The 22,153-nt window shown below is 46.6% G+C and carries 18 protein-coding genes; 5 read left to right on the top strand and 13 right to left on the bottom strand.

Translation table 11 applies throughout. The features are described 5' to 3' along the window. Both GX654_01495 and GX654_01500 read left to right on the top strand, forming a co-directional pair. Positions 1 to 169: TetR/AcrR family transcriptional regulator (locus tag GX654_01495; protein ID NLD35524.1), on the top strand; the 169-nt coding region annotated here is incomplete at its 5' end. Positions 170 to 182: 13 nt separating this feature from the next. Next, complete coding sequence (locus GX654_01500; protein NLD35525.1) at positions 183 to 1,094, top strand: alpha/beta hydrolase; 912 nt, start codon at positions 183 to 185, stop codon at positions 1,092 to 1,094. Between the two features lie 17 nt (positions 1,095 to 1,111). On the opposite strand, the gene GX654_01505 is transcribed toward GX654_01500, so the two are convergent. The 4 genes from GX654_01505 to GX654_01520 all read right to left on the bottom strand — a co-directional run bounded on the left by GX654_01505 (position 1,112) and on the right by GX654_01520 (position 7,381). Beyond that, positions 1,112 to 1,885 carry a hydrolase gene (locus GX654_01505; protein ID NLD35526.1) on the bottom strand — a complete coding sequence of 258 codons (774 nt, stop codon included), beginning with the start codon at positions 1,883 to 1,885 and terminating at the stop codon, positions 1,112 to 1,114. A 5-nt stretch (positions 1,886 to 1,890) separates the two neighbouring features. Then, a complete protein-coding gene (rlmKL, locus tag GX654_01510; GenBank protein ID NLD35527.1) occupies positions 1,891 to 4,098 on the bottom strand; it encodes a bifunctional 23S rRNA (guanine(2069)-N(7))-methyltransferase RlmK/23S rRNA (guanine(2445)-N(2))-methyltransferase RlmL in 2,208 nt (735 codons plus the stop codon). Positions 4,099 to 4,285: 187 nt separating this feature from the next. Continuing rightward, entirely contained in the window at positions 4,286 to 4,888 is a 603-nt protein-coding gene (locus GX654_01515) for an IMP cyclohydrolase (GenBank protein ID NLD35528.1), read from the bottom strand. 75 nt (positions 4,889 to 4,963) lie between these two features. Next, positions 4,964 to 7,381, bottom strand: a complete 2,418-nt coding sequence (locus tag GX654_01520; protein ID NLD35529.1) for an HDOD domain-containing protein — start codon at positions 7,379 to 7,381, stop codon at positions 4,964 to 4,966. Between the two features lie 263 nt (positions 7,382 to 7,644). On the opposite strand from GX654_01520, the gene GX654_01525 reads away from it, so the two are divergent. Beyond that, positions 7,645 to 8,046, top strand: coding sequence for a cytochrome c3 family protein (locus GX654_01525; protein ID NLD35530.1), 402 nt, complete (start codon positions 7,645 to 7,647; stop codon positions 8,044 to 8,046). Positions 8,047 to 8,107: 61 nt separating this feature from the next. Here the strand turns inward: GX654_01525 and GX654_01530 are convergent, their stop codons facing one another. From GX654_01530 to GX654_01560, 7 genes are all read right to left on the bottom strand, one after another. Next, positions 8,108 to 8,296, bottom strand: coding sequence for a 4Fe-4S binding protein (locus tag GX654_01530; GenBank protein NLD35531.1), 189 nt, complete (start codon positions 8,294 to 8,296; stop codon positions 8,108 to 8,110). Between the two features lie 195 nt (positions 8,297 to 8,491). Then, the gene (locus tag GX654_01535) at positions 8,492 to 10,033 is read right to left on the bottom strand and encodes a cupin domain-containing protein (protein NLD35532.1); all 1,542 of its coding nucleotides are present in this window, start codon (positions 10,031 to 10,033) and stop codon (positions 8,492 to 8,494) included. A gap of 65 nt (positions 10,034 to 10,098) precedes the next feature. Then, complete coding sequence (locus GX654_01540; GenBank protein ID NLD35533.1) at positions 10,099 to 10,875, bottom strand: electron transfer flavoprotein subunit beta/FixA family protein; 777 nt, start codon at positions 10,873 to 10,875, stop codon at positions 10,099 to 10,101. Positions 10,876 to 11,008: 133 nt separating this feature from the next. Next, complete coding sequence (locus GX654_01545; GenBank protein ID NLD35534.1) at positions 11,009 to 12,157, bottom strand: acyl-CoA dehydrogenase; 1,149 nt, start codon at positions 12,155 to 12,157, stop codon at positions 11,009 to 11,011. Positions 12,158 to 12,166: 9 nt separating this feature from the next. Continuing rightward, positions 12,167 to 13,015 carry a 3-hydroxybutyryl-CoA dehydrogenase gene (locus tag GX654_01550; protein ID NLD35535.1) on the bottom strand — a complete coding sequence of 283 codons (849 nt, stop codon included), beginning with the start codon at positions 13,013 to 13,015 and terminating at the stop codon, positions 12,167 to 12,169. Positions 13,016 to 13,032: 17 nt separating this feature from the next. After that, the gene (locus tag GX654_01555) at positions 13,033 to 14,208 is read right to left on the bottom strand and encodes an acetyl-CoA C-acetyltransferase (GenBank protein NLD35536.1); all 1,176 of its coding nucleotides are present in this window, start codon (positions 14,206 to 14,208) and stop codon (positions 13,033 to 13,035) included. A gap of 264 nt (positions 14,209 to 14,472) precedes the next feature. Further along, positions 14,473 to 15,354 carry a sel1 repeat family protein gene (locus GX654_01560; GenBank protein NLD35537.1) on the bottom strand — a complete coding sequence of 294 codons (882 nt, stop codon included), beginning with the start codon at positions 15,352 to 15,354 and terminating at the stop codon, positions 14,473 to 14,475. A 257-nt stretch (positions 15,355 to 15,611) separates the two neighbouring features. On the opposite strand from GX654_01560, the gene GX654_01565 reads away from it, so the two are divergent. Together GX654_01565 and GX654_01570 are read left to right on the top strand one after the other, a co-directional pair. Continuing rightward, positions 15,612 to 16,373 carry a 4Fe-4S dicluster domain-containing protein gene (locus GX654_01565; protein ID NLD35538.1) on the top strand — a complete coding sequence of 254 codons (762 nt, stop codon included), beginning with the start codon at positions 15,612 to 15,614 and terminating at the stop codon, positions 16,371 to 16,373. Next, entirely contained in the window at positions 16,370 to 18,424 is a 2,055-nt protein-coding gene (locus GX654_01570) for an aldehyde:ferredoxin oxidoreductase (protein NLD35539.1), read from the top strand. Before GX654_01565 ends, GX654_01570 begins: the two co-directional genes overlap by 4 nt. A 20-nt stretch (positions 18,425 to 18,444) precedes the next feature. On the opposite strand, the gene GX654_01575 is transcribed toward GX654_01570, so the two are convergent. Further along, positions 18,445 to 18,933, bottom strand: a complete 489-nt coding sequence (locus GX654_01575; protein NLD35540.1) for a hypothetical protein — start codon at positions 18,931 to 18,933, stop codon at positions 18,445 to 18,447. Positions 18,934 to 18,948: 15 nt separating this feature from the next. Beyond that, on the bottom strand, positions 18,949 to 22,008 hold the full coding sequence (locus GX654_01580) for an RHS repeat protein (GenBank protein ID NLD35541.1): 3,060 nt from the start codon (positions 22,006 to 22,008) through the stop codon (positions 18,949 to 18,951). Positions 22,009 to 22,153: the final 145 nt, after the last annotated feature.

Consider the following 22,153-nt stretch of genomic DNA (forward strand, 5'->3'; position numbering starts at 1 on the left):
AGAGATAATCAGGGAAGGCCAGGAACTGGGCACGATTAAAAAATATGACGCAAAGGAGATGGCTGTAATATTCTGGACAACTATCAAGGGGCTTGCCTTTCATAAGGCAGTTCTGGAGAACAGGTTTAAGGCCCCTTCCGCTGATATACTGATGGAAATGTTTATATGAAGAGGAGATAAAGATGCAGAGCCTGAGATCAAAAATATTACTTTCACTGGTGCTTAACAGGCACCTGTTCACCCTTAAATTAACCAAGCCACTATTTGACTCGTCACCAGAGGGGATAGCAAAACTCAGGGTGCAGGCAAACCGGGGAAGCGCCATGTTTGGCAAACCACCACAGGGAGTTGAGATTGTGCTCTCCCCTGTTAATGATATGTACGCCGAATATATCATTCCCGAAAACAGGTCAAATGAGAAGGTAATGCTCTATTTTCATGGGGGGATGTACATATGCGGTTCACCCCGGGGGCACAGGATACATGTTGCAAAATTTTCTACCGGAAGCAATGTTGCAGCATTTGTCTTTGATTACAGGTTAGCCCCTGAGCACCCATTTCCGGCAGCGGTTGATGATTCCATCATGGCATACAGTGAGTTACTTAATAAGGGATACAGGCCTGCGAATATCCGCTTTGCAGGGGACTCGGCAGGGGGCGGATTATGCCTTGCAACACTCCTTGCAATAAAGGAAAAAGGGTTGCCGCTCCCTTCAAAAGCAGCGGTGCTTTCGCCCTGGACAGACCTTTCGCTTACAGGGGGCTCCTATATTACAAATATTAAAACCTGTCTTTCACCACATGGCAGCGCCCAGAACTGCAGCAGGTTTTATGCAGGGGATAACGACCCGAAGAACCCCCTGATTTCTCCCCTTTATGGAGATTTAAGCGGTCTTCCGCCCATAAGCATATATGCAGGTGAAAAGGAGATACTGAGGGATGACTCCATAGCCTTTGCAGAGAGGGCAAGAGAGGCTGGAGTCAAGGTGTCTCTTACTGTTGAAAAGGGGATGTGCCACTGTTATCCGGCCTTTTCACCCCTGTTCCCTGAGGCAAAAAGGGCAATGCATGAAATCTGTGAATTCCTGAAATAACAAAACAGGAAGCACCTTTACAGGAAGCTTCTTGCCCCGATAAACCTTTTCTTGAAATAGCCCGCTGATATGGAGTCTATACGTATATTTTGTCCGCTCCTGGGGGCGTGTATAAACATTCCATCACCAATATAGACACCCACATGAGAGACCTGACCCTTTGACATGGTATCAAAGAATACCAGGTCTGCCTCTTTCAGGTCTCTCTCATTTACAGCCCTCCCGGCCTTATACTGCTCCCTGCTTGTTCTGGGGAGATTTATACCGTTGAGCCTGTACACTGCCATCGCAAGACCGCTACAGTCAAAACCCTGTTCCGGTGAAGCGCCTCCAAAGCGGTAGGGTATACCTATATAGCTTTTAGCAGATTGAATAATACCTCGTCTTGTAGAGCCGGGATCAACCCCTGCGGTATCCCTGCCCCAGGGGTAGTCCTCAGGTGTTACAATATAGAACTCTTCAATAAGCCCATTTGCCTTGAGCTCTTGAGCCTTAACGAGTGAAAGATCCCTTGAGGTATAATTCCCGAACCTTACCTTGTAGAGACCCGACTCATGCAAAAAATAATAGGCATCAAGCCCAAGCCCCTTAAGTGAATCTGTAAACCTTACTGCGTTTTCAAGCCTTGAAAATGCCCCTGCCTGAATGGCATACCCCATACGGGGTGCAGATGGAGCAGGCTCGCTGACCGGCGGGGCTATAATGGAAACCCTCTTTTTTGCCCCACCGCAGCCTGCAAAAAAAAGAGCGGCCAGACATAACGTAAATATTTTAAAAGGGAGCCGGTTCATTATCATCACCTCTCTCCCTTTAGATCCCCTGCGGCCTTATCTCTTTTTCGCCGGATCAGCCAGCAGTTATGTATCTTTGGGTTCCTCCCAAAATCAGGGGGGATGGTGGAGAGAGTAATATCCTCTATTGAAAGATTACTAAGAGAAATATGATCCATCCTGAACTTTCGAAAATTATTAGAAAATATTATGGCGCCGCTATCAGCAAGAAGGTTTACTGCTGCCCTGATCAGTTCCACATGATCTTTCTGTATATCAAGGTTTAAATCGTCCTTTTTTGTATTTGAAAAGGTGGGGGGATCAAGAAATATGAGGTCATATCTGTTTTTTTCATTCTGCATCCATGAAAGGCAATCCTCACTGTAAAAAAAGTGGTTCTTCTTATCAAACCCGTTCAGTGCCATGTTTTTCTTTGCCCATCTTGTGTATGTATTGGACTTATCCACAGAGGTTGTTGTAACAGCGCCGCCCCTTGCAGCATAAACCGTTGCTGTGGCCGTATATGAGAAGAGATTCAAAAATCGTTTCCCCCCTGACATACGCTCAATCATAGAGCGGGTCATCCGGTGATCAAGGAACAGGCCGGTATCCAGGTAGCTCTTAAGATCAATCTCAAACTTGAGGCCTGCCTCATTAATAATGGTTTTTTTCCCCTCTTCCGCATGTTTCTCATACTGGTTAAGCTGTTTCTGAATCTTTCGCTGTTTAAGAAAGACATTCTCGTCAGGCACATTAAATACCGATGGTATCACACATAAAATATCATTCAGCCGTTTCTGAGCAACCTCATATGGTATTGTCTCAGGCGACCTGTATTCCTGCACATGTATATAATTTTCATATACATCTATTGCCACCGCATATTCAGGTATATCCTTGTCATAGGCCCTGAAACAGGTTATCCCGTTTTGCTTTCGCCATGAAGAAAGCCTCTTCAGGTTTTTTTTGACACGGTTAACAAACATCCCTATCTCATCAGAGGGGGTATGCCCTGAACCGGGATAATTTACATCTGCCTGTATTTCATCTGTCTCGACCGCTTTTATATCAGTAATATCATATTGTATCAGTTCGCAGGGGATACTACCATTATAAAGGTGATCCGTATGAGCCGGGGTGATCTTTATTAACCCTGCAACCTTCGGGTTACCTGTAAACAGGGCAGCATGCCACCCCTGGAAATGCTTCCTGAGCCTTGTTCCAAGCAGGCCGTACAGGTCCTTTAACCTGTAGGCGTCCCCACCCATCCGCTCGCCATAGGGAGGGTTAACTACAACCAGACCAGGGTTATCAATAGTCTTTTTATGCGGTGTGAGATCAGAGAGTTCCCTTTTTTCAAAATGGATCAGGCCATGAAGCCCTGCCCTCTCCATGTTGGATATTGCAGCCTTTATTGCAGAAGGGTCCCTGTCATAGCCAATTATAGGGCCTATATCCTGCCTGTGTTCAATCTCTGTCTCCTCTGCCTCGCTAACAAGCCTCTCCCATATCTCAGGTTGATGCTGACGCCACCGCGTAAACCCGAACTGCGCCCTTAATAAACCCGGCGCCATATGGCCTGCGATCATGGCCGCCTCAATGGGGAGTGTGCCCGACCCGCACATGGGGTCTATTAATCCGCCACCCTTTTCTGCAATCTCATGCCAGCCTGCCTTTATCAGTATGGCCGCTGCAAGGTTTTCCTTCATGGGCGCTAACCCCTTTTCATCACGGTATCCCCGCCTGTGCAGGCTTTCACCTGAGAGATCAAGGCTTACTGTTACCGATTTGCGACTCATGTAGACGTTTATCCTGATATCCGGTGTGATGGTATCAATGGATGGACGTATGGAATATCTTTCACGAAACTGATCAACAATAGCATCCTTTACCTTGAGTGCCCCGAAATGGGTATGCCTTATGACAGCCAGGTCAGAATTGAAATCTATTGCAAGGGTATTCTCATAAGACATATGCGCTGACCAGTCAATATCCCTGATGCCGTTATACAGGTCATCAACACTCTCCGCCTCAAAAGAAGAAAGCTCAAGAAAGACCCTGCTTGCTGTCCTGAGCCACAGGCATGCCCTGTAGCCTGATTCAAGGGCGCCTTTAAATGACACCCCTGCCCAGGTCTTTTTTACCCGGTCAAGCCCAAGAGCCTTCAGCTCCCCGGCAAGCACAGGGATTACACCCTTAGGTGCAGAGGCAAAAAATGTGCAAGTTGATGGCATATTTATTATCTTTTATTCAGTGACCTATGAAATACATCTTTGTCTAACCACGGCCGCCTTCGCATAAAGCTACAGCGAGCCAGGGAGGACAAGGAGATTTTGTCTTTTAAGTTTTTCCTCCATGTTCTCCGTGCCCTCCGTGGTAAAAATAAATATTATTTTATTTCCACCGATGTAACACAGGATATTAATCTTCTATCGAGACTGTTTCCAGGTACCTGCTTATTGCGCCGTCATACTTATGTGTAAGATTAAACACCTTTTTCGCAAGATAGAACCTTGTCTTTAGCCTTGTGCTCCCCCCGTTTTCCTTCATCTCATTAAGCACCAGTTCATAATCAGAAGGGTCAATGATCACTGTCACATCATTGAAATTCTTTGCTGAAGACCTCAGCATTGCCGGCCCGCCTATATCTATATTCTCAATGGCGTCCTCTAAAGTAACCCCCTCTTTTGCAACGGTCTTTTCAAACTGGTAGAGGTTAACAATGATAAGGTCAATATTTGAGATGCCATGAGCCTTCATCATCTTCACATGCTCCGAATTGCTTCTTACGCCCAATAGGCCGCCATGCACCTTCGGATGCAGGGTCTTTACCCTGCCGTCAAGCATCTCAGGAAAGCCTGTATATTCTGAGATATCCTTTACCTTTACACCGCCCTCCCTGATTGCCTTTGCTGTCCCGCCTGTTGAGATGATCTCAACACCCATGCCTTCAAGCCTGCGTGCGAATTCAACAATACCTGTCTTGTCAGTGACACTGATAATTGCCCTCTCTATTTTTCCCATATCTTCTCCTTTACTTGTAATAAGATATTTTATACCCCGGAAAAAGCATCATGATCAAGAAAAGAATATATAGAATTATAAGGTTTGTTTGATGGCAAGAATTGCCTGGTTACAAAGTGTCTTCATGTAATTGATCAGGTTGCAGGAGAGGACCTCTCCGCTTTCCTCACGATCAGCATAAAAGAGGCCCATCACCTTTTTATTTAGCGTGAGCGGGTAGAGGACAAATGCAGGGGCGAAGATATTCTTTGAATACCACTCAGGGATCCTCTTTTTAAATCGTAAATCCCTTGAATCATTAACGCCAATATCCTTTGCCTGATTGACTGCAAAGTTGAAAAAATCCGGGTAAGCGGTGACCTTGAACCGAAAATCCGGGAGTATCCTTTTTATATCCTTTCCAAGCCCAAGCCGCGCCCTTATTTCAGTATCCCTTGCGATATATACACAAAAAAGCACCCTGTTGAATGAAAACCCCCTGTACATGGTCTCAAGGATCATGGTCAGCACATCATCAATCCTGAAATCCTCCAGAAGGGTATTTGTAATATCCTGAATGCCGTTTATCAGGATACTCTGAGGATCTCTTATTCCACGGGTATTATTTAATGATGAAGGCTGCATGGAAACATCTGAAAAATATCCCTGCAATATTTCATCAGATTTTGATTCCGGGGAAGCGCTTTCCACCGGGAGGGGATCCTCCATGTGCCCTGAATCGGTAAATTTATCCACCTGTCTGATAAAGTTGCTTTTCTTCAGGTTTATATTATAGATCCCTGCATACTCATCTACAGTCTTACGCGCGGACTCAAGCACCTTGCCAAGCCCTTTTTTTGTTACAGGCACACCATTTTCAAATCGTTTAAGCAACTCTGTCAGGTTATTTTTTGCCTGATCATCATCCGGGCTGTTTAAAATGGCGCATAATTCATTGGAAAAGCATGAGAGGGCATTGAGCCTCTCCTCTTCTGTTTTAGGCGGCTCCAGCCTGCCTTTTGGGATACCTCTCATGGAGTTGATTATCCTTACGGGAAACTGCCATATGGCAGCTATGCCTGTTCCGATATCATCATATGTCATACCGAGTACGCTCCTTGCAGCGCTTTCTTCACTGATGCCCTTGCTTTCCATGAGGTTTATTATCTGTGAATACTCCTCTTCAAAATAGAAAAGCACGAGGTGTTTTCCAAGATTATGGAACATTGAACATATAAAGGCCTCTTCGGTTTCATCCATCTTCATGTTTTCTGCGAGCTCTCTTGCAATCATGCCGCTCATAAAGGAGCTTACAACCGATTCCCTTAATATCTCCTTATGATTTTTGTTTTTAAGCTGATCAAAAAGCATGAGGCTTGAAGCGGCCATTCTCACCTGTTCAAATCCCAGGACAATAACTGCCCTTGATATGGTGGTTATTTTCCCGGCGAATTGGCCATAAAAGGCCGAATTAACAAGTTTCAGGAGCTTGTTGGCAAGTGAGTAATCCTTGAGGACAACATTTGCGAGCTCTGAAGCCGATGATTTGTTTATCCTGGAGACAGATGCCTTACGGTTAATCTCAACAATATTATTGGAAAAGGTTGGAAAATCGCTCTTGTATCGTATCTTTCGTAATAGGAAATCAAGTGTACTGTGGCCCGCACTTTTTGAGGCCCTGTCATCTTCGTCTCCCCTCTTTTCAAGATACTCGGTGAGCGCTTTTTTCATTTCCGGGGCGCTTATATACCTCATGTCAAGAGTGCGCTCAAGGGCCTTCATTACAATGGCGTCAAGCTCTTTATCAACAGCGCTGTTCCATTTGGAGGGGGGTTCTATCTTTTCATTGGCGATCTTAAACATGATTGTAAAATCATTATCCGCCTCAATGGCAGGTCTTGCGGTGAGTATCTCATAAAATATAAGGCCTAATGAAAAAAGATCTGACTGGGCACAAAGCCCCTCCTTTGCAGAAAAGTGTTCAGGGGACATATAGGATGGCGTGCCCGCGATCTCCTTCTCTTTTACAGCCCCTTTTCCAATGGCCACAGAAATGCCAAAATCCATAATCCTTGGAAGATCGTTTTTATCTATCATGATATTTGAGGGGGATAAATCCCTGTGGACTATTCCCTGACCGTGGGCGCATGATATGCCGTCCAGTATCTGTATCATTAATCTTATGGCCCTGTGTACGACATACTGGCCGGTTGACCTCATCTGCTCCTTAAGGGAGATGCCATCCACATATTCAAAAACCAGGTAAAAAAGCCCCTGATCCTGACCTGCCTCATAGAGCGGCACTATGTTTGGGTGCTGTAATTTACTGACTGTCTTTGCCTCGAAGAGCAGCCGCTCCTGCCTGCCCTGATTTACGATAGAACTCCTGTGAAGGGTCTTGATCGCCACATTCCGCTCCAGGCGCGGGTCTGATGCAAGGTAGACGATCCCCTGTGAACCTTTTCCAAGTTCATTTAACACCCTGAACCTGTCTATATATTCTGGCATGGTCATTAATATCTAAATCCAACTGTTATCTTTTATTTTATCTAAGTAAATTAATCATTCGCATCGTCTATATTTAATCGTCAAATCCGGGTAAATACTTGATTCGTTTATCACCATAATTTTTTCAGGAATTACCCCTGACCAGAAAGAGAGGGAACTACCCCGGTCTATAATCACTTGACAGCCATGTTCTGATTTACATATAATTCGCAGCAAGTTTATACCTGAATCGTTCATAGTTATTTAACCGATTTTTAGGAGGATGGAAAATGAGAAAGGGTTGGATTCTGGTGATGATGATTGTCTGCTCAGGGCTTTTATTTGCTTCAGGAATATTGACAGCAGCAGATTTTCCAAGCGAGATTGTCATTGATGGAAAGGGCTACAAGAAGGACATAAAGGGGCCTGTTAACTTCAACCATGCCAAACATGCCGGTGAGTATGAGGCACAGTGTGAAGATTGTCATCATAACTATGTGGATGGCAAGAATATCTGGCAGACTGGTGATGATGTTCAAAAATGCTCTGAATGTCATGATGTTGATAAATCAGATGGCAACAAGAAGAAACTCATGCTGGCATTTCACGATAACTGCCAGAAGTGTCATGAGAAGAAGATAAAGGAAGGCAAGAAAGCCCCGGATAAAAAATGCGAAACCTGCCATAAATAACAGATTTTAAAATAAAAAAGCCGCTAAAAAAGCGGCTTTTTTATTTATAGATATCGTCTAATTAATTTTCATTAATCGTGATTGCTTCCTGATCACATACTTCAACACAGCTTTCACAACCCAGACACTCTTCCGCGTTTACCGGAACGGACTTTCCGTCCTGCATCTCATAAACGTCAACAGGGCATACCTCAACACACTCTTCACACCCTTCGCATTTATCCTGATCAACAATTACATCGTATCCCATATAAATATCCTCCTAAATAATTTATTAAACTAACAATATCCTGCTGTTATTATTTATTATCAGCCATATATACAGTTTGGAACTCATTAACAGAGACAAAATACAGTGTCAAGTCTTTTATATTGCTCTAAAATGGTATTTATAGAAATATAAAATCCCATTTATATGGCCCGGCCGGTTTGAATTCCTTTTTATTTACGGGGTATAGAGCATGACCAGACATCTGGTGGTTTCATTGCCTATGTTTTTCAGTTTATGGGGTATCTCTGAATTATAGTGCATGCTCTCCCCGGTCTTTAGATTTGTGATCTTACTGTCAAGGGTAAGCTCCAGGTCCCCCTCCATTACATAGATAAACTCTTCACCTTCATGCTTGTAGGCAACCGGTTTATGATCCTGCTTGGCCTCTATTGTAATCATGAATGCCCTCAGGTGCTGGTTTTCTGCACCGGGTGTCAAGGTCTGATATGCGTAGTTCTTTGTCCTTGTGATAAAGGCCTTTGCACGCTTGTCCTCTATCTGGGCCTTTTCCTCATCGCTTAAGAATGTGCCGGGGTCCACGCCAAGTGCACGGGAAAGCTTGAGCAGAAAACTTACTGAAGGCACCATCTCGCCGTTTTCCACCTTTTCAATAAACTCAGGTGTCTGATCTGTCTTCTCTGCGAGATATTCTATTGTCCAGTCGTTTGACCTTCTGATCTTTTCTATCTTCACTCCAAGGGCGGTCCCGGCCTTGCCGGTCTCGCTTACGGTCATCGAATCTGCCAGATCCCGCATGGTAAGCAGCTTTATACGATTTGTAATAAGGGGCATTATTATACGCGCATCGGCCACAATGCCTGCGTCAGCCACGCTGAACACAGGAGATGAGGGATCCCTGTTAATAGCAACTATATATTCGGAGCCTGTTATACCTGCGGTATACTGAATTGCGCCCGATGTGCCTATGGTAAATAAAAGCCTCGGGTGAACGGTTTTGCCGGTCTGTCCTATGAGCCGCTCTTCATCCACCCAGTGGTTGATTACAGGCGGGCGTGTTGCGCCGATCTCCCCGCCTATCGCTGCCGCAAGACGCCTTACCATGGCAAACCCTTCCGAGGTTCCCACGCCTGCGCCCCCCACAACAACTATATCCGCCTCCTCTAATTTCCTGTGCCCTTCATGTGAGATCTCATGAGATATACGTTTCAGCCTGTCAGTTACTATTTCACCCTTCACCTGGATTCGTTTTATCTCTCCGGGATTACCGGTCTCAACGCATGGTGAGAATGCATTTGCCGGAATGGTCGCAAAACCTGTTATCTCAGGGTCGCCCCAGGTAAGCCTTGCCATTATCTCACCACCCCACGATGGGCACCCTGCTATGATCCTGTTATCCTCCATGCTGAACTCAACACAATCGGCAATCAGCCCTGAATCACAGTATGCAGCGCATGATGAAGCTATCTCTCTACCCATGTCAGAAAGCGGAAAGAGCGCCATTTTGGGGGCCATCTCTTTTATCAGTATGGTTAGAGCCCCTGCATGGACATCCGGCCTGCAAAGGGAAAGATCATTATGTTCCAGTATAAAAACAGAATCAGCGCCGTTTCTGACACAGACAGCAGAGGCATCTTCAGGAGATATCCCCTTTACAGCATCACCTGAGTTGCACGTTTCGCCTGCATCCATTAACAGTGCAACAGTTTTTCCGCCTGTCAGGCCTGCAAGCCTCTTTGCAGCCCCGAGCAGATTCATGCCCTCTTCAAAATGCCTCTTATTCCTGAGATCTATATAAACCCAGATATCGCCAGTTACTTTCTTCAACTTATGTACCCTCCGGCTTTGATTCTTTTTACAAGTTCATCGGCCTGTTCTTCCGGAGAGCCGTCAATAAACTCGCATTTCTTTTTTCGCTTGATCTTGCTCATGGAGACAAGCTTTGTTGGTGAGCCTGATTCACCCAACCCCTGGCTGGATATCCCGAGATCAGTAAGGCTCAATTTTTCAATCGGCTCTTTTTTAAATGCCTTTTCCACCATTGAAAGGGCTGCATCCCTTGGCTGAATGGCCCTCGGATGCACGGCTACCGCGCCGGGGAGTTTCATCAGATATTTTTCAGTAAACTCATCAATATGCCTTTCTACTAATAGGTCATCCCCCTTCCGCATGATCTCTTTGACACCGGTGATGACCGGCAGATCAAGAAACACGGCGGTCTGGGGGCCGACCTGTCCTGTATCGCTGTCAGAAGATCTTGCGCCGAATATGACAAGATCGAATGGTTTCAACCGGTTTATTGCAGCAGAAAGGGTCTTTGAGGTGGCTAAAGTGTCTGAGCCTGCAAAAGCTCGGTCAGTGATAAGAACCGCCCTGTCAACACCCATTGAAAGTGCCTCATAAAGGGCAGTTGACCCTGTATCCGGCCCCATTGTAACAGCAGTTACAGTGCCTCCTTCAGACTCTTTAAGCTTAAGTGCCATCTCTATGGCCGGCCTGTCAAAGGGGTTTAATATGCAGTTATCCATTGTCCGCACCACCCGGCCTTCCGGGGCAGTTGTCACAACGGATTTGATACAGATGATAATTTTTAACGACATAACATTTAACTCATTCGATTTTTTATTTATCTTTTTTTTTGTAATTTATGTGTCTATATCAACTGGTTTACGGTCTGAGGTCTGAGGTATTCGGAAGCAGAAAACCGCAGACCGAAAACCTTAAACCGTGCTTTTATTTGTATTCCTCCAGCACACTCCTCGCTATAACAACCCTGTGTATCTCGCTTGTGCCTTCATATATGCGGGTTACCCTTGCGTCCCTGTAATAACGCTCCACAGGGTAGGTCTTTATGTATCCGTATCCCCCGTGTATCTGAAGGGCCATATCAGTGACTTTACCCGCCACCTCGGATGCATATAGCTTGGCCATGGCGGACTCCTTTGAAAAGGGTAAACCCTTATCCCTTTTTGCAGCGGCCCTGTAGACCATAAGCCTTGCTGATTCAACCTGGGTAGCCATCTCAGCGATCATGTTCTGCACGGACTGGTGCTGGCATATGGGCACATTAAACTGCCTCCGCTCCTTGCTGTACTTTATACCCTCTTCCATGGCGGCCTGGGCAATACCAAGGGCCTGTGCTGCTATACCAATACGGCCTGTATCAAGGGCCGCTAATCCTATCTTCATGCCCATGCCCTCTTTTCCTAAAAGGTTCCCGACCGGCACCTTACAGTCATTAAGGCGTATGGAAGAGACCGGGTTGGCACGGTTACCGGAAAGCTCTTCAAGATCACCTATCTCAAACCCGGGGGTACCCCTCTCTACTACAATAACGCTTAACCCCTTATGGCCTGCAGCAGGGTCTGTCTTTGTAAAGATAAGACATATGTCTGCAACGCCGCCATTAGTGATCAGCACCTTGTTGGCGTTGACAATATAATGGTCGCCATTAAGTATGGCGGTTGATTCAACCCCTGACGCATCAGAGCCGATATTGGGCTCGGTCAGGCAGAATGCCCCGATCTTTTCACCCCTTGCAAGGGGGGTAACCCACCTCTTTTTCTGCTCATCATTACCGAATGCAACAAGGGGATAGACCCCGACGCTGTTATGGACAGTCACACAGAGACCAAGTCCAGAACAGACCCTTGAGATCTCCTCTATGATAATACAGTATGTGACCGTATCCATTCCGGCCCCACCCAGCTCATGAGGTGCCTGGATACCGAAGTATCCGAGCTTACCCATCTTTTCCACCACCTCCCACGGAAATCTGGCCTCCTGGTCTAGATCCCTCGCAATGGGCTGTATCTCACGCTCGCAGAATGAGCGGACAGAGCGTCTTACAATATTCTGTTTTTCATCTAACAAAAAATCCATTTCTGTTTCCTAGTACTTGTAAAATCCCCTGCCTGTCTTTCTTCCAAGCCAGCCTGCCTCAACATATTTTCTTAACAGGGGGCAGGGCCTGTATTTGGAATCCTTGAAACCTTCATAGAGTGTTTCCATAATGGCAAGGCATGTGTCAAGGCCGATAAGGTCGGCTAACGCAAGGGGCCCCATCGGGTGGTTAAACCCAAGCTTAAGCACTGTATCAATATCTTCGGCTGTACCAACACTGTGATAAAGTGCAAATATCGCCTCGTTTATCATGGGCATGGCGACACGGTTTGCAATAAAACCGGGAAAATCGTTTGAGAGTGCCGGTGTCTTGTCAAATTTCTTCGTGAGCTCAAGTGTTATCTGATATGTTTCATCAGATGTGGCAAGGCCCCTGATAACTTCAACAAGCTTCATCACAGGCACCGGGTTCATAAAATGCATGCCTATAACCTTGTCCGGGCGGCTCGTCTTTGATGCGATCCTGCCGATCGGTATTGAAGATGTGTTTGTGGCAAGGATTACGCCGGGCCTGCACACACTGTCCAGATTCTTGAATATCCCGAACTTTAGCTCCTCCTTTTCAGTGGCTGCCTCAACCACGTAATCGGCATTAACCATGTCTTTGATATCTGTGCTCTTCTTTATCCTGCTAAGGATCGCATCACGATCTTCCTTTGACATCTTTCCCTTTTCAACGCTGCGGTCAAGGTTTTTTGTGATAGTGGCGAAACCCCTGTTTACAAACTCCTCACTGATATCATTCATGATAACATTAAGCCCGCTCATTGCTGCAACCTGGGCAATACCGTTTCCCATCTGACCTGAACCTACAACACCGAATGTCTTAATCTCCATTTTACCCTCCTCTTATTTTATCTGTTTACCATCAAAGCCACAGCCTCACCGCCGCCCAGGCATAATGAGGCAAGCCCTGTTTTCTTGTCCTGCTTTATCATCTCATGTATCAGGGTTACAAGCACGCGACATCCGCTTGCGCCTATCGGGTGACCCAGGGCAACAGCGCCACCATTTACATTCACCTTTGAAGGATCAAGGTTAAGTTCCTTAATAACCGCAACAGAGGAGCCACTGAATGCCTCATTAAGCTCAATGAGGTCTATTTTATCAAGGACAATGCCCTCTTTTTTAGCACATTTGGGTATGGCCCACATCGGGGCGACAAGGACATATTTCATGTCAATACCATATGAGGCCTGGGCACCTATGGTGGCAAGCACCTTACAGCCAAGTTCATTTGCCTTTTCACGTGACATTACAACAACAGCAGCAGCGCCGTCGCTTATTATTGAGGCATTACCTGCTGTGCCAACACCATCCTTTTTAAAGGCAGGCTTCATCTTTGAAAGGGCTTCAAAACTTGTTTCCCTTGGGCATTCATCCTCATCAAACATCTTTATATCACCCTTTTTCTGGGGTATGGGGACAGGCATGATCTCGTCTTTAAACCTGCCGGACTTTATGGCATTTACTGCCCTCCTGTATGACTCAACAGCAAAGCGGTCCTGATCTTCCCTTGAAACATTGTATTTTTCAGAGCACAGCTCATTTGACACGCCCATATGAAAATCATTAACTATATCCCACAGGCCGTCATGAACCATGTGGTCAATTAGCTGGCCATTGCCCATTCTGTAACCGGTGCGCGCCTTTTCAAGATAATAGGGGGCATAACTCATGTTCTCCATACCGCCAGCCACCACAACATCCGCATCACCTGCCTGTATAGCCTGCGCTGCAAGCATTACGGCCTTAAGTGATGAACCGCAAACCTTGTTTATAGTAAGGCTTTCCACCTCCCAGGGCATCCCTGCCTGCACAACAGCCTGTTTTGCCGGGTTCTGACCGTATCCGCACGGGAGCACGATCCCCATGATCGCCTCATTTACTACCTTCTTTTCTATCCCTGCCCTCTTTACCGCCTCTTCAATGACAAGGGCGCCAAGCTTTGTGGCGGGAATCTCGCTTAAAGAACCATTGAACGCGCCAAGGGCTGTCCTGACAGCGCTTACTATAACAACTTCCTTCATATCTTCTCTCCTTCTTATTTATTAAAACCATTTATTAATAGGCCGTTTTTTTACTAAACCTAATTCAATTTAACCTTGATAAGGTTAATATATATTCGTTTTAATTAGATATTTTAAGGCAGCGAGTATAAGGGATTAGGATAAAGGTGTCAATTATTGATTCAAATAAATTAAAGCTTGTTTATAAAAAACGGGACAGTGCCTTTAATATCATTCTGTTGCAATCAGTCAGGCCCTGCCCCGGTTGTTAGATTTGTTAAGCCCCTATATGGCCCTTTTTGCTATAAATGTTACAGGTGGAGGAGTTGTGCCATCCGGGCCAGCCGGCATTGTATAGGTCAATTTAATGGTATTTCCATAAAAGACACCTGTATAATTGGTGGTTGTCTTATTGCCCATAAAGTTGGTCTCTATAGAAAAAGAAAAATTATTGCCCTCAATTTTACCCTCTTTGATGAGCGATTTTTTATTTCCAAATCCTTTATTTATATATACCCCTGAAAGGGTTTCCCCCTCTTTTTTAAATTTATATGTGACGTCCATCGGCATAGGGTTCGGCCCGCCCATAGGAGGGATAGACCCTTCCCATGTGCCTTCTATGCCTGCATTAATGGCATCATCCTGCTCTTTCCAGTATGCTGCCTTTGCAGTATCAGGGGTAACGTTGAACATTCCTTCAGTATATATCCTGGTAAGTATCTTTGCAGATTTTTCATGGCCCATCTCTCCGGCATTTTCAAGCCATTTAAGGCATACATCAGATTCATATGTGCCGCCCCAGTTGTTAAAGCACATATACCCGACATTAAACATGGCTGATGTATCGCCCTTGTTTGCAAGTTCAATATTTAAATTAAAGGCAAGCATCTTTGCGGGTTCATGCCCCTTTTTGGCTGCTTTTGTTATTAAGTCAAGGCCTTTTGTGGCATTGACTTCAACTCCCTGACCATTTACATACATTACGCCAAGCATGGTCTGAGCCTCGACATTCTCCTGCTCTGCAAGGGGTGTTACTATTTCAATAGCCTTTGCATAATCCTGATTCTGGATTGCCGCTTTTGCATCCTCAATGGGGTCTGCAAATGAAGGGGAGGTAAATAGTGTGCATATAAGCAGGGTTAATAGGATGGTAAATAATGATTTCATTTTAAATCTCCTGTCATTCAAGTTCGATAAATACAAGGAATAAATACTGATGCAATATTCACATTAGTAATGATCCTGACCGGAACCAATATTTATCAACCTAAAATGGTTTTGTCTATAGAATATTTCAAATTGACTTACCACCATTTAGCCCATAAAATCAAAGCAAAAAAAGGGAAAACAGTATTAACCTATCAACCTAATTTTATGTTTTATGATCACTCTAACCCTTACCCATTCAACAGGAGTTTGTTCATATGTCGGAAGATAAAAATAATAAAAAAAATAAGATACCCCAAAAAGGGATCTCAAGACGTGATTTTCTGGTAACAGGGGGTACGGTTGCTGCCGGCACACTTATGACCGGCACAATGGTAAAGGCCGATGATAAAAAGGTCACCTATCCTGCATCCAAAGGCTACCTGGTTTATGACAGCAAAAAGTGTATCGGGTGCACAACATGCATGCTTGCCTGTTCACTTACCCATTACGGCGTGCAGAGCCTTTCACGTTCGCGCATCCAGATCATACAGGATTCATGGGGAAAATTTCCTGATGATATCAAGATGGCCCTTTGCAGGCAGTGCAAGGTCCCGGTCTGCGTCCAGAACTGCCCGGTAGGCGCCGCATTTATCGATACTGAAAATGGCAATGTAAGAAGGATAGATAGCAACAAATGTATCGGGTGCAAAAGCTGCATTGCCATGTGCCCGCAGCAGCCGCACCGCACTGTGTGGGTAGAGCTAAATGGTAAATGGAGATCATCCAAGTGTGACCTCTGCATAGACACCCCATTCTGGAATGAAAAGGGCGGCCCCGAGGGCAGGCAGGCATGTGTTGAGGCATGCCCCGTACAGGCCATCAAATTTGTATCAGAGATGCCTGATCAGAAGGAGACAGAGGGGTATGATGTAAACCTGAGGAATGACCACTGGTATAACCTGGGGCTGGTTGACAGGAGCGAGATGGTTCCAAAAATGAGCCTTGAATGGCCCAGCATGGAGGAGGGTGAGGAATGATGAAGGGAGGATATACAGGAAAGATACTTAGAATAAATCTTACCAGTAAGACAATAGGCAAGATAGATACAGAAAAATATTGGGAGTTCGGCGGAGGCCACGGTATGGGCTCTGCCATATTCTTTGATCTTGTGGGTGATCAGCTCCCCTTTGAGGCGTTTGATCCAAGGAACCTTATAATAATGATGACCTCCCCCTTTTCCGGCACATTCATGCCAGGCTCAGGCAGGTGCGAGGTGCAGGGGCTTGGGCCAATGCTCTATCCAATAGAGTGGTTCGGCCACAGTAACTTTGGCGGGAGGTTTACTGCCCAGCTTAAGTTTGCAGGCTGGGACGGCATTGTTGTTGAAGGAGCATCAAGTGAACCTGTGTGGATCAATATTGTTAATGACGATGTGAAGATCGAAAGTGCCAGAGGGATCTGGGGCATGGATACATGGGACACACAGCAGGAGATCGCCCGCCGTGTAATAACCGACACAAATTACAGATGGGGAGAATGGGCAGAATTAACTAAAAACCAGATGACCACCCAGGTGCCTGCTGTTGTATGCTGCGGCCCTGCGGGTGAGAATAAAAGCAGGCTGGGTGCGCTCCTTCACGGGCCGGGTTCACAGGCAGCCCTGTGCGGGTTTGGCGGGGTATTCGGGTCAAAGAACCTTAAGGCCATTAGCGCCATAGGCACTGGCGATATACCGATAGCCGACCCAAAAGCATTTATGGAGGCAAGACTGTGGTTCAGGAAATTCCAGTGGAATGCGGATAACCCCAGGGAGGCAGAGAGGTTTGGTAAAGGGGGGCCATACTCACTGATAAGCGGGCGCCCAAGTGGCGGTAATACTCTCAACCGTGAATTTCCCCTTACCCCTGCAAGGGCCGCAGCATGCGCATCATGCCCCAGGGGGTGCCGTATGCGTCTTGCTACAGGTGACACAAACGAATCGGTATGTGCAGGCACACTTACAATCAATGTGAACGGCTCTTTAAAATTTACGCGTCAGGGAGGAGACCTGATGCACAGGTATGGTCTGGGGCACTGGCAGCTCATGCCCCTTATGAGCTATGTTGATACACTCTATAAAAAAGGGATCCTTGGAAAGGGAAAAGAGATAGATACCAACCTTCCTTTTGATATGCCCGATAGTTTCACCTATGTTGAGGCACTTATGAGGCAGATAGCCACACGCGAGGGGATAGGTAATGACCTGGCAGAGGGTTGTGCAAGGTTTGCCAAAAAGATCGGCAGGTATGATGAGGATGTGAACAGCGGAGATCTCTCTCTTGCCTTCTGGGGAACAGCAGTACATTATGACCCTGTTATAGAGGCGGAATGGGGCTTTGCCTCTATACTTGGGGATCGTGATCTGATGCTTCACATGATGTCCAATTATCCACTCCACTGGATGGTCTTAACAGGAGACCCCTACCTTACCGCAGAAGATGCGGCAAAGCTCTACACTGATGCAATGGTGCCCTACCAGGGAGACCCGTTTATGATCGATCACAGCGAGGGGCCGACCGGGATATACTCAGACTCAAAGGTAAAGCAGGTTGCATGGATCAAGCACTATGAAAAATTCTGGGTCGGAGCAGGAGGCTTCTGCGGGTGGCGCTGGCCAATGTGCATAACCAACAATACTGAAGACAGGCGAGGCCCAACACCGGAGGCAGAACCCAGGTTCTGGAATGCGGTTACAGGGAACAACCTCACCTTTGCAGATTATATGGAACTGGGTCACAAGATATACACCCTTGACAGGGCCATATGGGTGCTGCAGGGAAGACACCGTGACATGGAGGTGTTCCCGGACTATATATACGACAAGCCTACCAGGGGCGAGGGTATGCCCATGTATATAGACGGCAAGTGGAAGTATGCCACAGGCGCAGGGCGAAAACTTGACAGAAAGAAAATGGAGGAGTTCAAGACAAAATTCTATAAGTTTGAGGGGTATAACCCGGAAAACGGCTATCCGACACGGGATACCCTTGAAAAGATGAACCTTGGCAAGGTGGCCGATGCACTTAAGAAAAAAGGGAGACTGGGCTGATAAATTTAAATCATCCTGCTTCACTCCCCAAGAAGCAGCGGTATCCAGGGCGCAGAGATAAATGCACGGGGTTCCAGTCCTTCTCCATATCCTCTCGCTCTGGATGCATTTTTGATGTTAGGGGAAAAGGTCTTTCCGCTGGGGTCAAGCAGGCCGTCTCTCCAGTTCAGATATTCCCAGAGATCGGAATACCTGTCTCCATCAGCATCACTGGTAGGAGAGGCAGTTTCAAGACTGTTGAAATGCATCATCTCCCAGTCATCGGCAATGCCGTCATTGTCACTGTCAACTATGGTACTGTTCGTGACACTGATAGTGATGTTGATGATATTGCCGGCCTTGTTATAAACATAACTGATCGAGCCGGCCCCGGCATACTCTACGCTTGTAAGACGGTCCAGGTCATCATAGGTGTAGGTTATGGTTTCTGAAGCCTGGCAAAGGATATGAAAACATAGGAATATCAATAACGATATTATCAATAATGAAATCTGTCTTTTTCTGATCATGGCTGTCACCTGATATTAATCCTCAAGAGAAAATGGAGGTAAAGTGAATTCATAGGGGTCTGGTCTGGGATTATCATTTTTAGTTGGAAATTTTTTTCTGTTCTGGTTGTAAAAACTGTTAGGGTCATCCATAAATTTCTGGATCTGTGCCCTTTCCGCCTCATCATTTGCCTCACCCGCAGGATTTGCAGACATAAAAGTGGGCAGCATGCCAGCGACCCTGGATGCCATACCTGCCGCCATTCCGGCCGCGTCATAAAAGGCATCGCCATACTCGCCGTTGTACAACCGCATCAGAAGCTGTCCTACCCCAGCTGCATTTCCATACTGCTTGTTGGATGTGCCGACGTTCCAAGCGGTGTTGATGACGCAAGGATCGGCCGGGCCTCTGCTCACCGGAGGTTCGTATTTCATGGTAGGTTCATTGTAAACCTTGTTGTCAAAATCCGCACCAGTCCTGGGAGCAACAGCGCCCTCCGCAGAGTACTGTGTAAGAAATCCAAACATGCCGTCCGGGTCAACCCAGTTAACCGGGTTGTTACGCGCATACTCCCTTGCATTGGCCGTCACACCCAGACCCATGGGGTCATTGGAGAGAAATGCCCGTGATACCGCGTCGTAGGTGCGTGAACGCATATAATAAAGACCTTCACCAAGGTCAATAACGCCGAAGGCACCCACAAAAGTAAAAGGATTGCTGTCTGTGTAGCCAGATGCCTTTTTGAGACCAAAGGGTAGATAACGATAGGTGGCAGTCACATTGCCTGCTGCATCGCTTACAAAGGCGATATTGCCTTTTAAATCCGTGTGATAAAAGGAGATATCCCCGCCTGCCTCAGCCATTGCCACTACCTGACTCCCCCGGTAAAGCCACATGGCGGTAAGGTTGCCACTAATATCGGTTTCAAAGAGAAGACGATCCATCTCATCATAATGGTAACGCCGGACCTTCCCGTTTTTGGTCCACTGGATCAGCCTGTTCATACCGTCATAGACTGCGGTATGGGCAACACCGGATACGTTCCATGATGTCAAAAGATTGCGGTAATCATAGGTGCCGCTAAAGGCCCTGGCGCCGGGAATGGTCAACTGATTGCCATTGCCATCAGTCGTTGCCGCTGCACCGTTTCTGGTGGTCATGGTAAAAGAACGGCTGTAGGTAAAAGTCGAGTTCACGGTTTCTGCGGTCAGTTCCGGGAACATCATAAAAGCATTGCTCGATTGGGTGCAACTGCTGATCAGCCCGCGGTTATTCCTGGTGCATTGCAGGTTAAACAGATCTTTTACTCCTGAATAATGTCTTACCTGAAGCGGCAGGTTGTTTGCGTCGTTCACCATCTGTGTGTTGATGCCGTTTGAACGTGTTTCACCTGTGAGATTATTAGTGCTGTCGTAGGATGTATTGATAACCCTGCCCTTCCAGGATATAGACGATATCCTGCCCCGCACATCATAGCTGTAGACAGCGGTTGAAAGATCAGGATATACGATGGTTGATAACCTGCCTGCATTATCATAGGTGAAGCTGACTGCCTTCCCGTCATACCATGTTTGACCAGTCACCTGGCCTCTTCCATTCCGCACAAAGCTGTCCGTGCCAAGGGGATGGCCTGCGGAGACTATCAGGCCATTATCGTCCCGCCCATAGGTGGCAAAGATTTCGGTATTGTTCCAGTCCTTGCGGGTCAAAAACCCGTCCGCGTCCCTGGTGAAATTGATTCGCTTATAGTAATCACGGGGCGTAATGATTGACATGAGTTGTCCCATAGAATCGCGTACATATTGCCAGCCATTGGCCCTTGTTGCAACCCCTCTCCATGACATGTCGATTTCAGCCTGGGCAAGGGGCTCAGTCGATAACGTATGGAGATAAGGCTGATCAGTATTAGAGTAGTAATCAAACCGCACCTCATGCCCAAGGGGATTTGTCACCGATGTAGGCTGACCCATTTCGTTATAGGTCGTGACGGTTGTACGGCCCTGTGCATCCCTGGACTGAACCAGCCTGCCAGCCCCGTCATAGGTGTAGGTCATGGTGTTTCCTAGGAAATCGGTCTCACTCAACACCTTGAGCGAAGGTGATCGGGTTACAGTTCGCACTGCACCCCTTTCATTACGCAGGCCAACGGCAGCACAGCAGTCATAGATGTTTTCCCGGTAACTTCCGTCCGGGTGGGTCATGCGGATCATTCTCCGGTTTGCATCATAGGTGTAGGTGGTGGTATTTCCTGCCGGGTTGGTCAGAAAGACCAGGTTGATCCCGTTCGCATCATAACCGAATGTGGAAACAGAGCCCATTGGGTCTGTGATCGTTTTGACATTGCCAAATGCGTCATAGGTTATTGTGGTGACATTGCCCTCACCATCGGATGTCTGATCAACCTCTCCAAATGAATTATACTCATACTGAAACACTCTGCCTGCGGGCGACTGGCTGCGGGTAAGGTTTCCATTTGCGTCATATTCATAGAGCCAAATGTTACCAAGGGCATCAACATAGCTCGTAATCAGACCAAGATCGTTGTAGCTGTATGTATGTATCCCGCCGTCAAATTCTGTCACCCTGGAAATGGCCCCATCGCTGTTATACTCAAGCCTCCGCGGATTCTGGGATCCACCTTTTTCCGTGATGGTTACCGGTCTGCCCATAACATCGTTCTCCACTAAAGGTTCCTGAGGGCCTTCGTTTCCGGTATATTCTCCATTTGGAAACTCATAGATAAAAGAGCGTCCGGTAGGATCGGTAATTCTCAGTTTGCGGTGAGCAAAATCGGGGACAAGCAGGTCATAGGTGGTGATTTTTCCTTCAGGATCAGTTACTGAACTCAGGTATTCAAAATCAGTTGCAGTGGTCCAGCCAAACTCCCATGAGCGCCCCCCTGTATCCATATCCGTTACCATATTTGTATCGCTGTAGGTATAATTGGTCTGGTTTCCGATCAGGTCAATAACCCGGATGAGGTTCGTGCCACTGTAGGTAAATGAGATATAATTACCACCTGGCACTGTGACCCTGGTGCACTGGCCGCTGCCATTGTAGGTTAACAGGGCCTTGCGTCCAACAGCATCGGTCACCTCTGTGATGGCGCCGCTAACGAGGCTGTCGAAAAACCCTTTTTTCGAGAGATTTATGCTCCCAGGGTATGGCAGCCCTAAAAAAATTATTTTTATAAAAATAAAACGAATTTAAAAAACGAAAGTCAAAATCCCGATGAAAAAC

The organism is Desulfatiglans sp., assembly GCA_012513605.1.
Taxonomy (GTDB): Bacteria; Desulfobacterota; DSM-4660; order Desulfatiglandales; family HGW-15; genus JAAZBV01.

Coding starts and splice junctions, on each gene's coding strand:
- GX654_01500 (NLD35525.1), top strand. CDS start 183: ATGCAGAGCCTGAGATCAAAAATATTACTTTCACTGGTGCTTAACAGG.
- GX654_01505 (NLD35526.1), bottom strand. CDS start 1,885: ATGAACCGGCTCCCTTTTAAAATATTTACGTTATGTCTGGCCGCTCTT.
- rlmKL (NLD35527.1), bottom strand. CDS start 4,098: ATGCCATCAACTTGCACATTTTTTGCCTCTGCACCTAAGGGTGTAATC.
- GX654_01515 (NLD35528.1), bottom strand. CDS start 4,888: ATGGGAAAAATAGAGAGGGCAATTATCAGTGTCACTGACAAGACAGGT.
- GX654_01520 (NLD35529.1), bottom strand. CDS start 7,381: ATGACCATGCCAGAATATATAGACAGGTTCAGGGTGTTAAATGAACTT.
- GX654_01525 (NLD35530.1), top strand. CDS start 7,645: ATGAGAAAGGGTTGGATTCTGGTGATGATGATTGTCTGCTCAGGGCTT.
- GX654_01530 (NLD35531.1), bottom strand. CDS start 8,296: ATGGGATACGATGTAATTGTTGATCAGGATAAATGCGAAGGGTGTGAA.
- GX654_01535 (NLD35532.1), bottom strand. CDS start 10,033: ATGAATCTGCTCGGGGCTGCAAAGAGGCTTGCAGGCCTGACAGGCGGA.
- GX654_01540 (NLD35533.1), bottom strand. CDS start 10,875: ATGTCGTTAAAAATTATCATCTGTATCAAATCCGTTGTGACAACTGCC.
- GX654_01545 (NLD35534.1), bottom strand. CDS start 12,157: ATGGATTTTTTGTTAGATGAAAAACAGAATATTGTAAGACGCTCTGTC.
- GX654_01550 (NLD35535.1), bottom strand. CDS start 13,015: ATGGAGATTAAGACATTCGGTGTTGTAGGTTCAGGTCAGATGGGAAAC.
- GX654_01555 (NLD35536.1), bottom strand. CDS start 14,208: ATGAAGGAAGTTGTTATAGTAAGCGCTGTCAGGACAGCCCTTGGCGCG.
- GX654_01560 (NLD35537.1), bottom strand. CDS start 15,354: ATGAAATCATTATTTACCATCCTATTAACCCTGCTTATATGCACACTA.
- GX654_01565 (NLD35538.1), top strand. CDS start 15,612: ATGTCGGAAGATAAAAATAATAAAAAAAATAAGATACCCCAAAAAGGG.
- GX654_01570 (NLD35539.1), top strand. CDS start 16,370: ATGATGAAGGGAGGATATACAGGAAAGATACTTAGAATAAATCTTACC.
- GX654_01575 (NLD35540.1), bottom strand. CDS start 18,933: ATGATCAGAAAAAGACAGATTTCATTATTGATAATATCGTTATTGATA.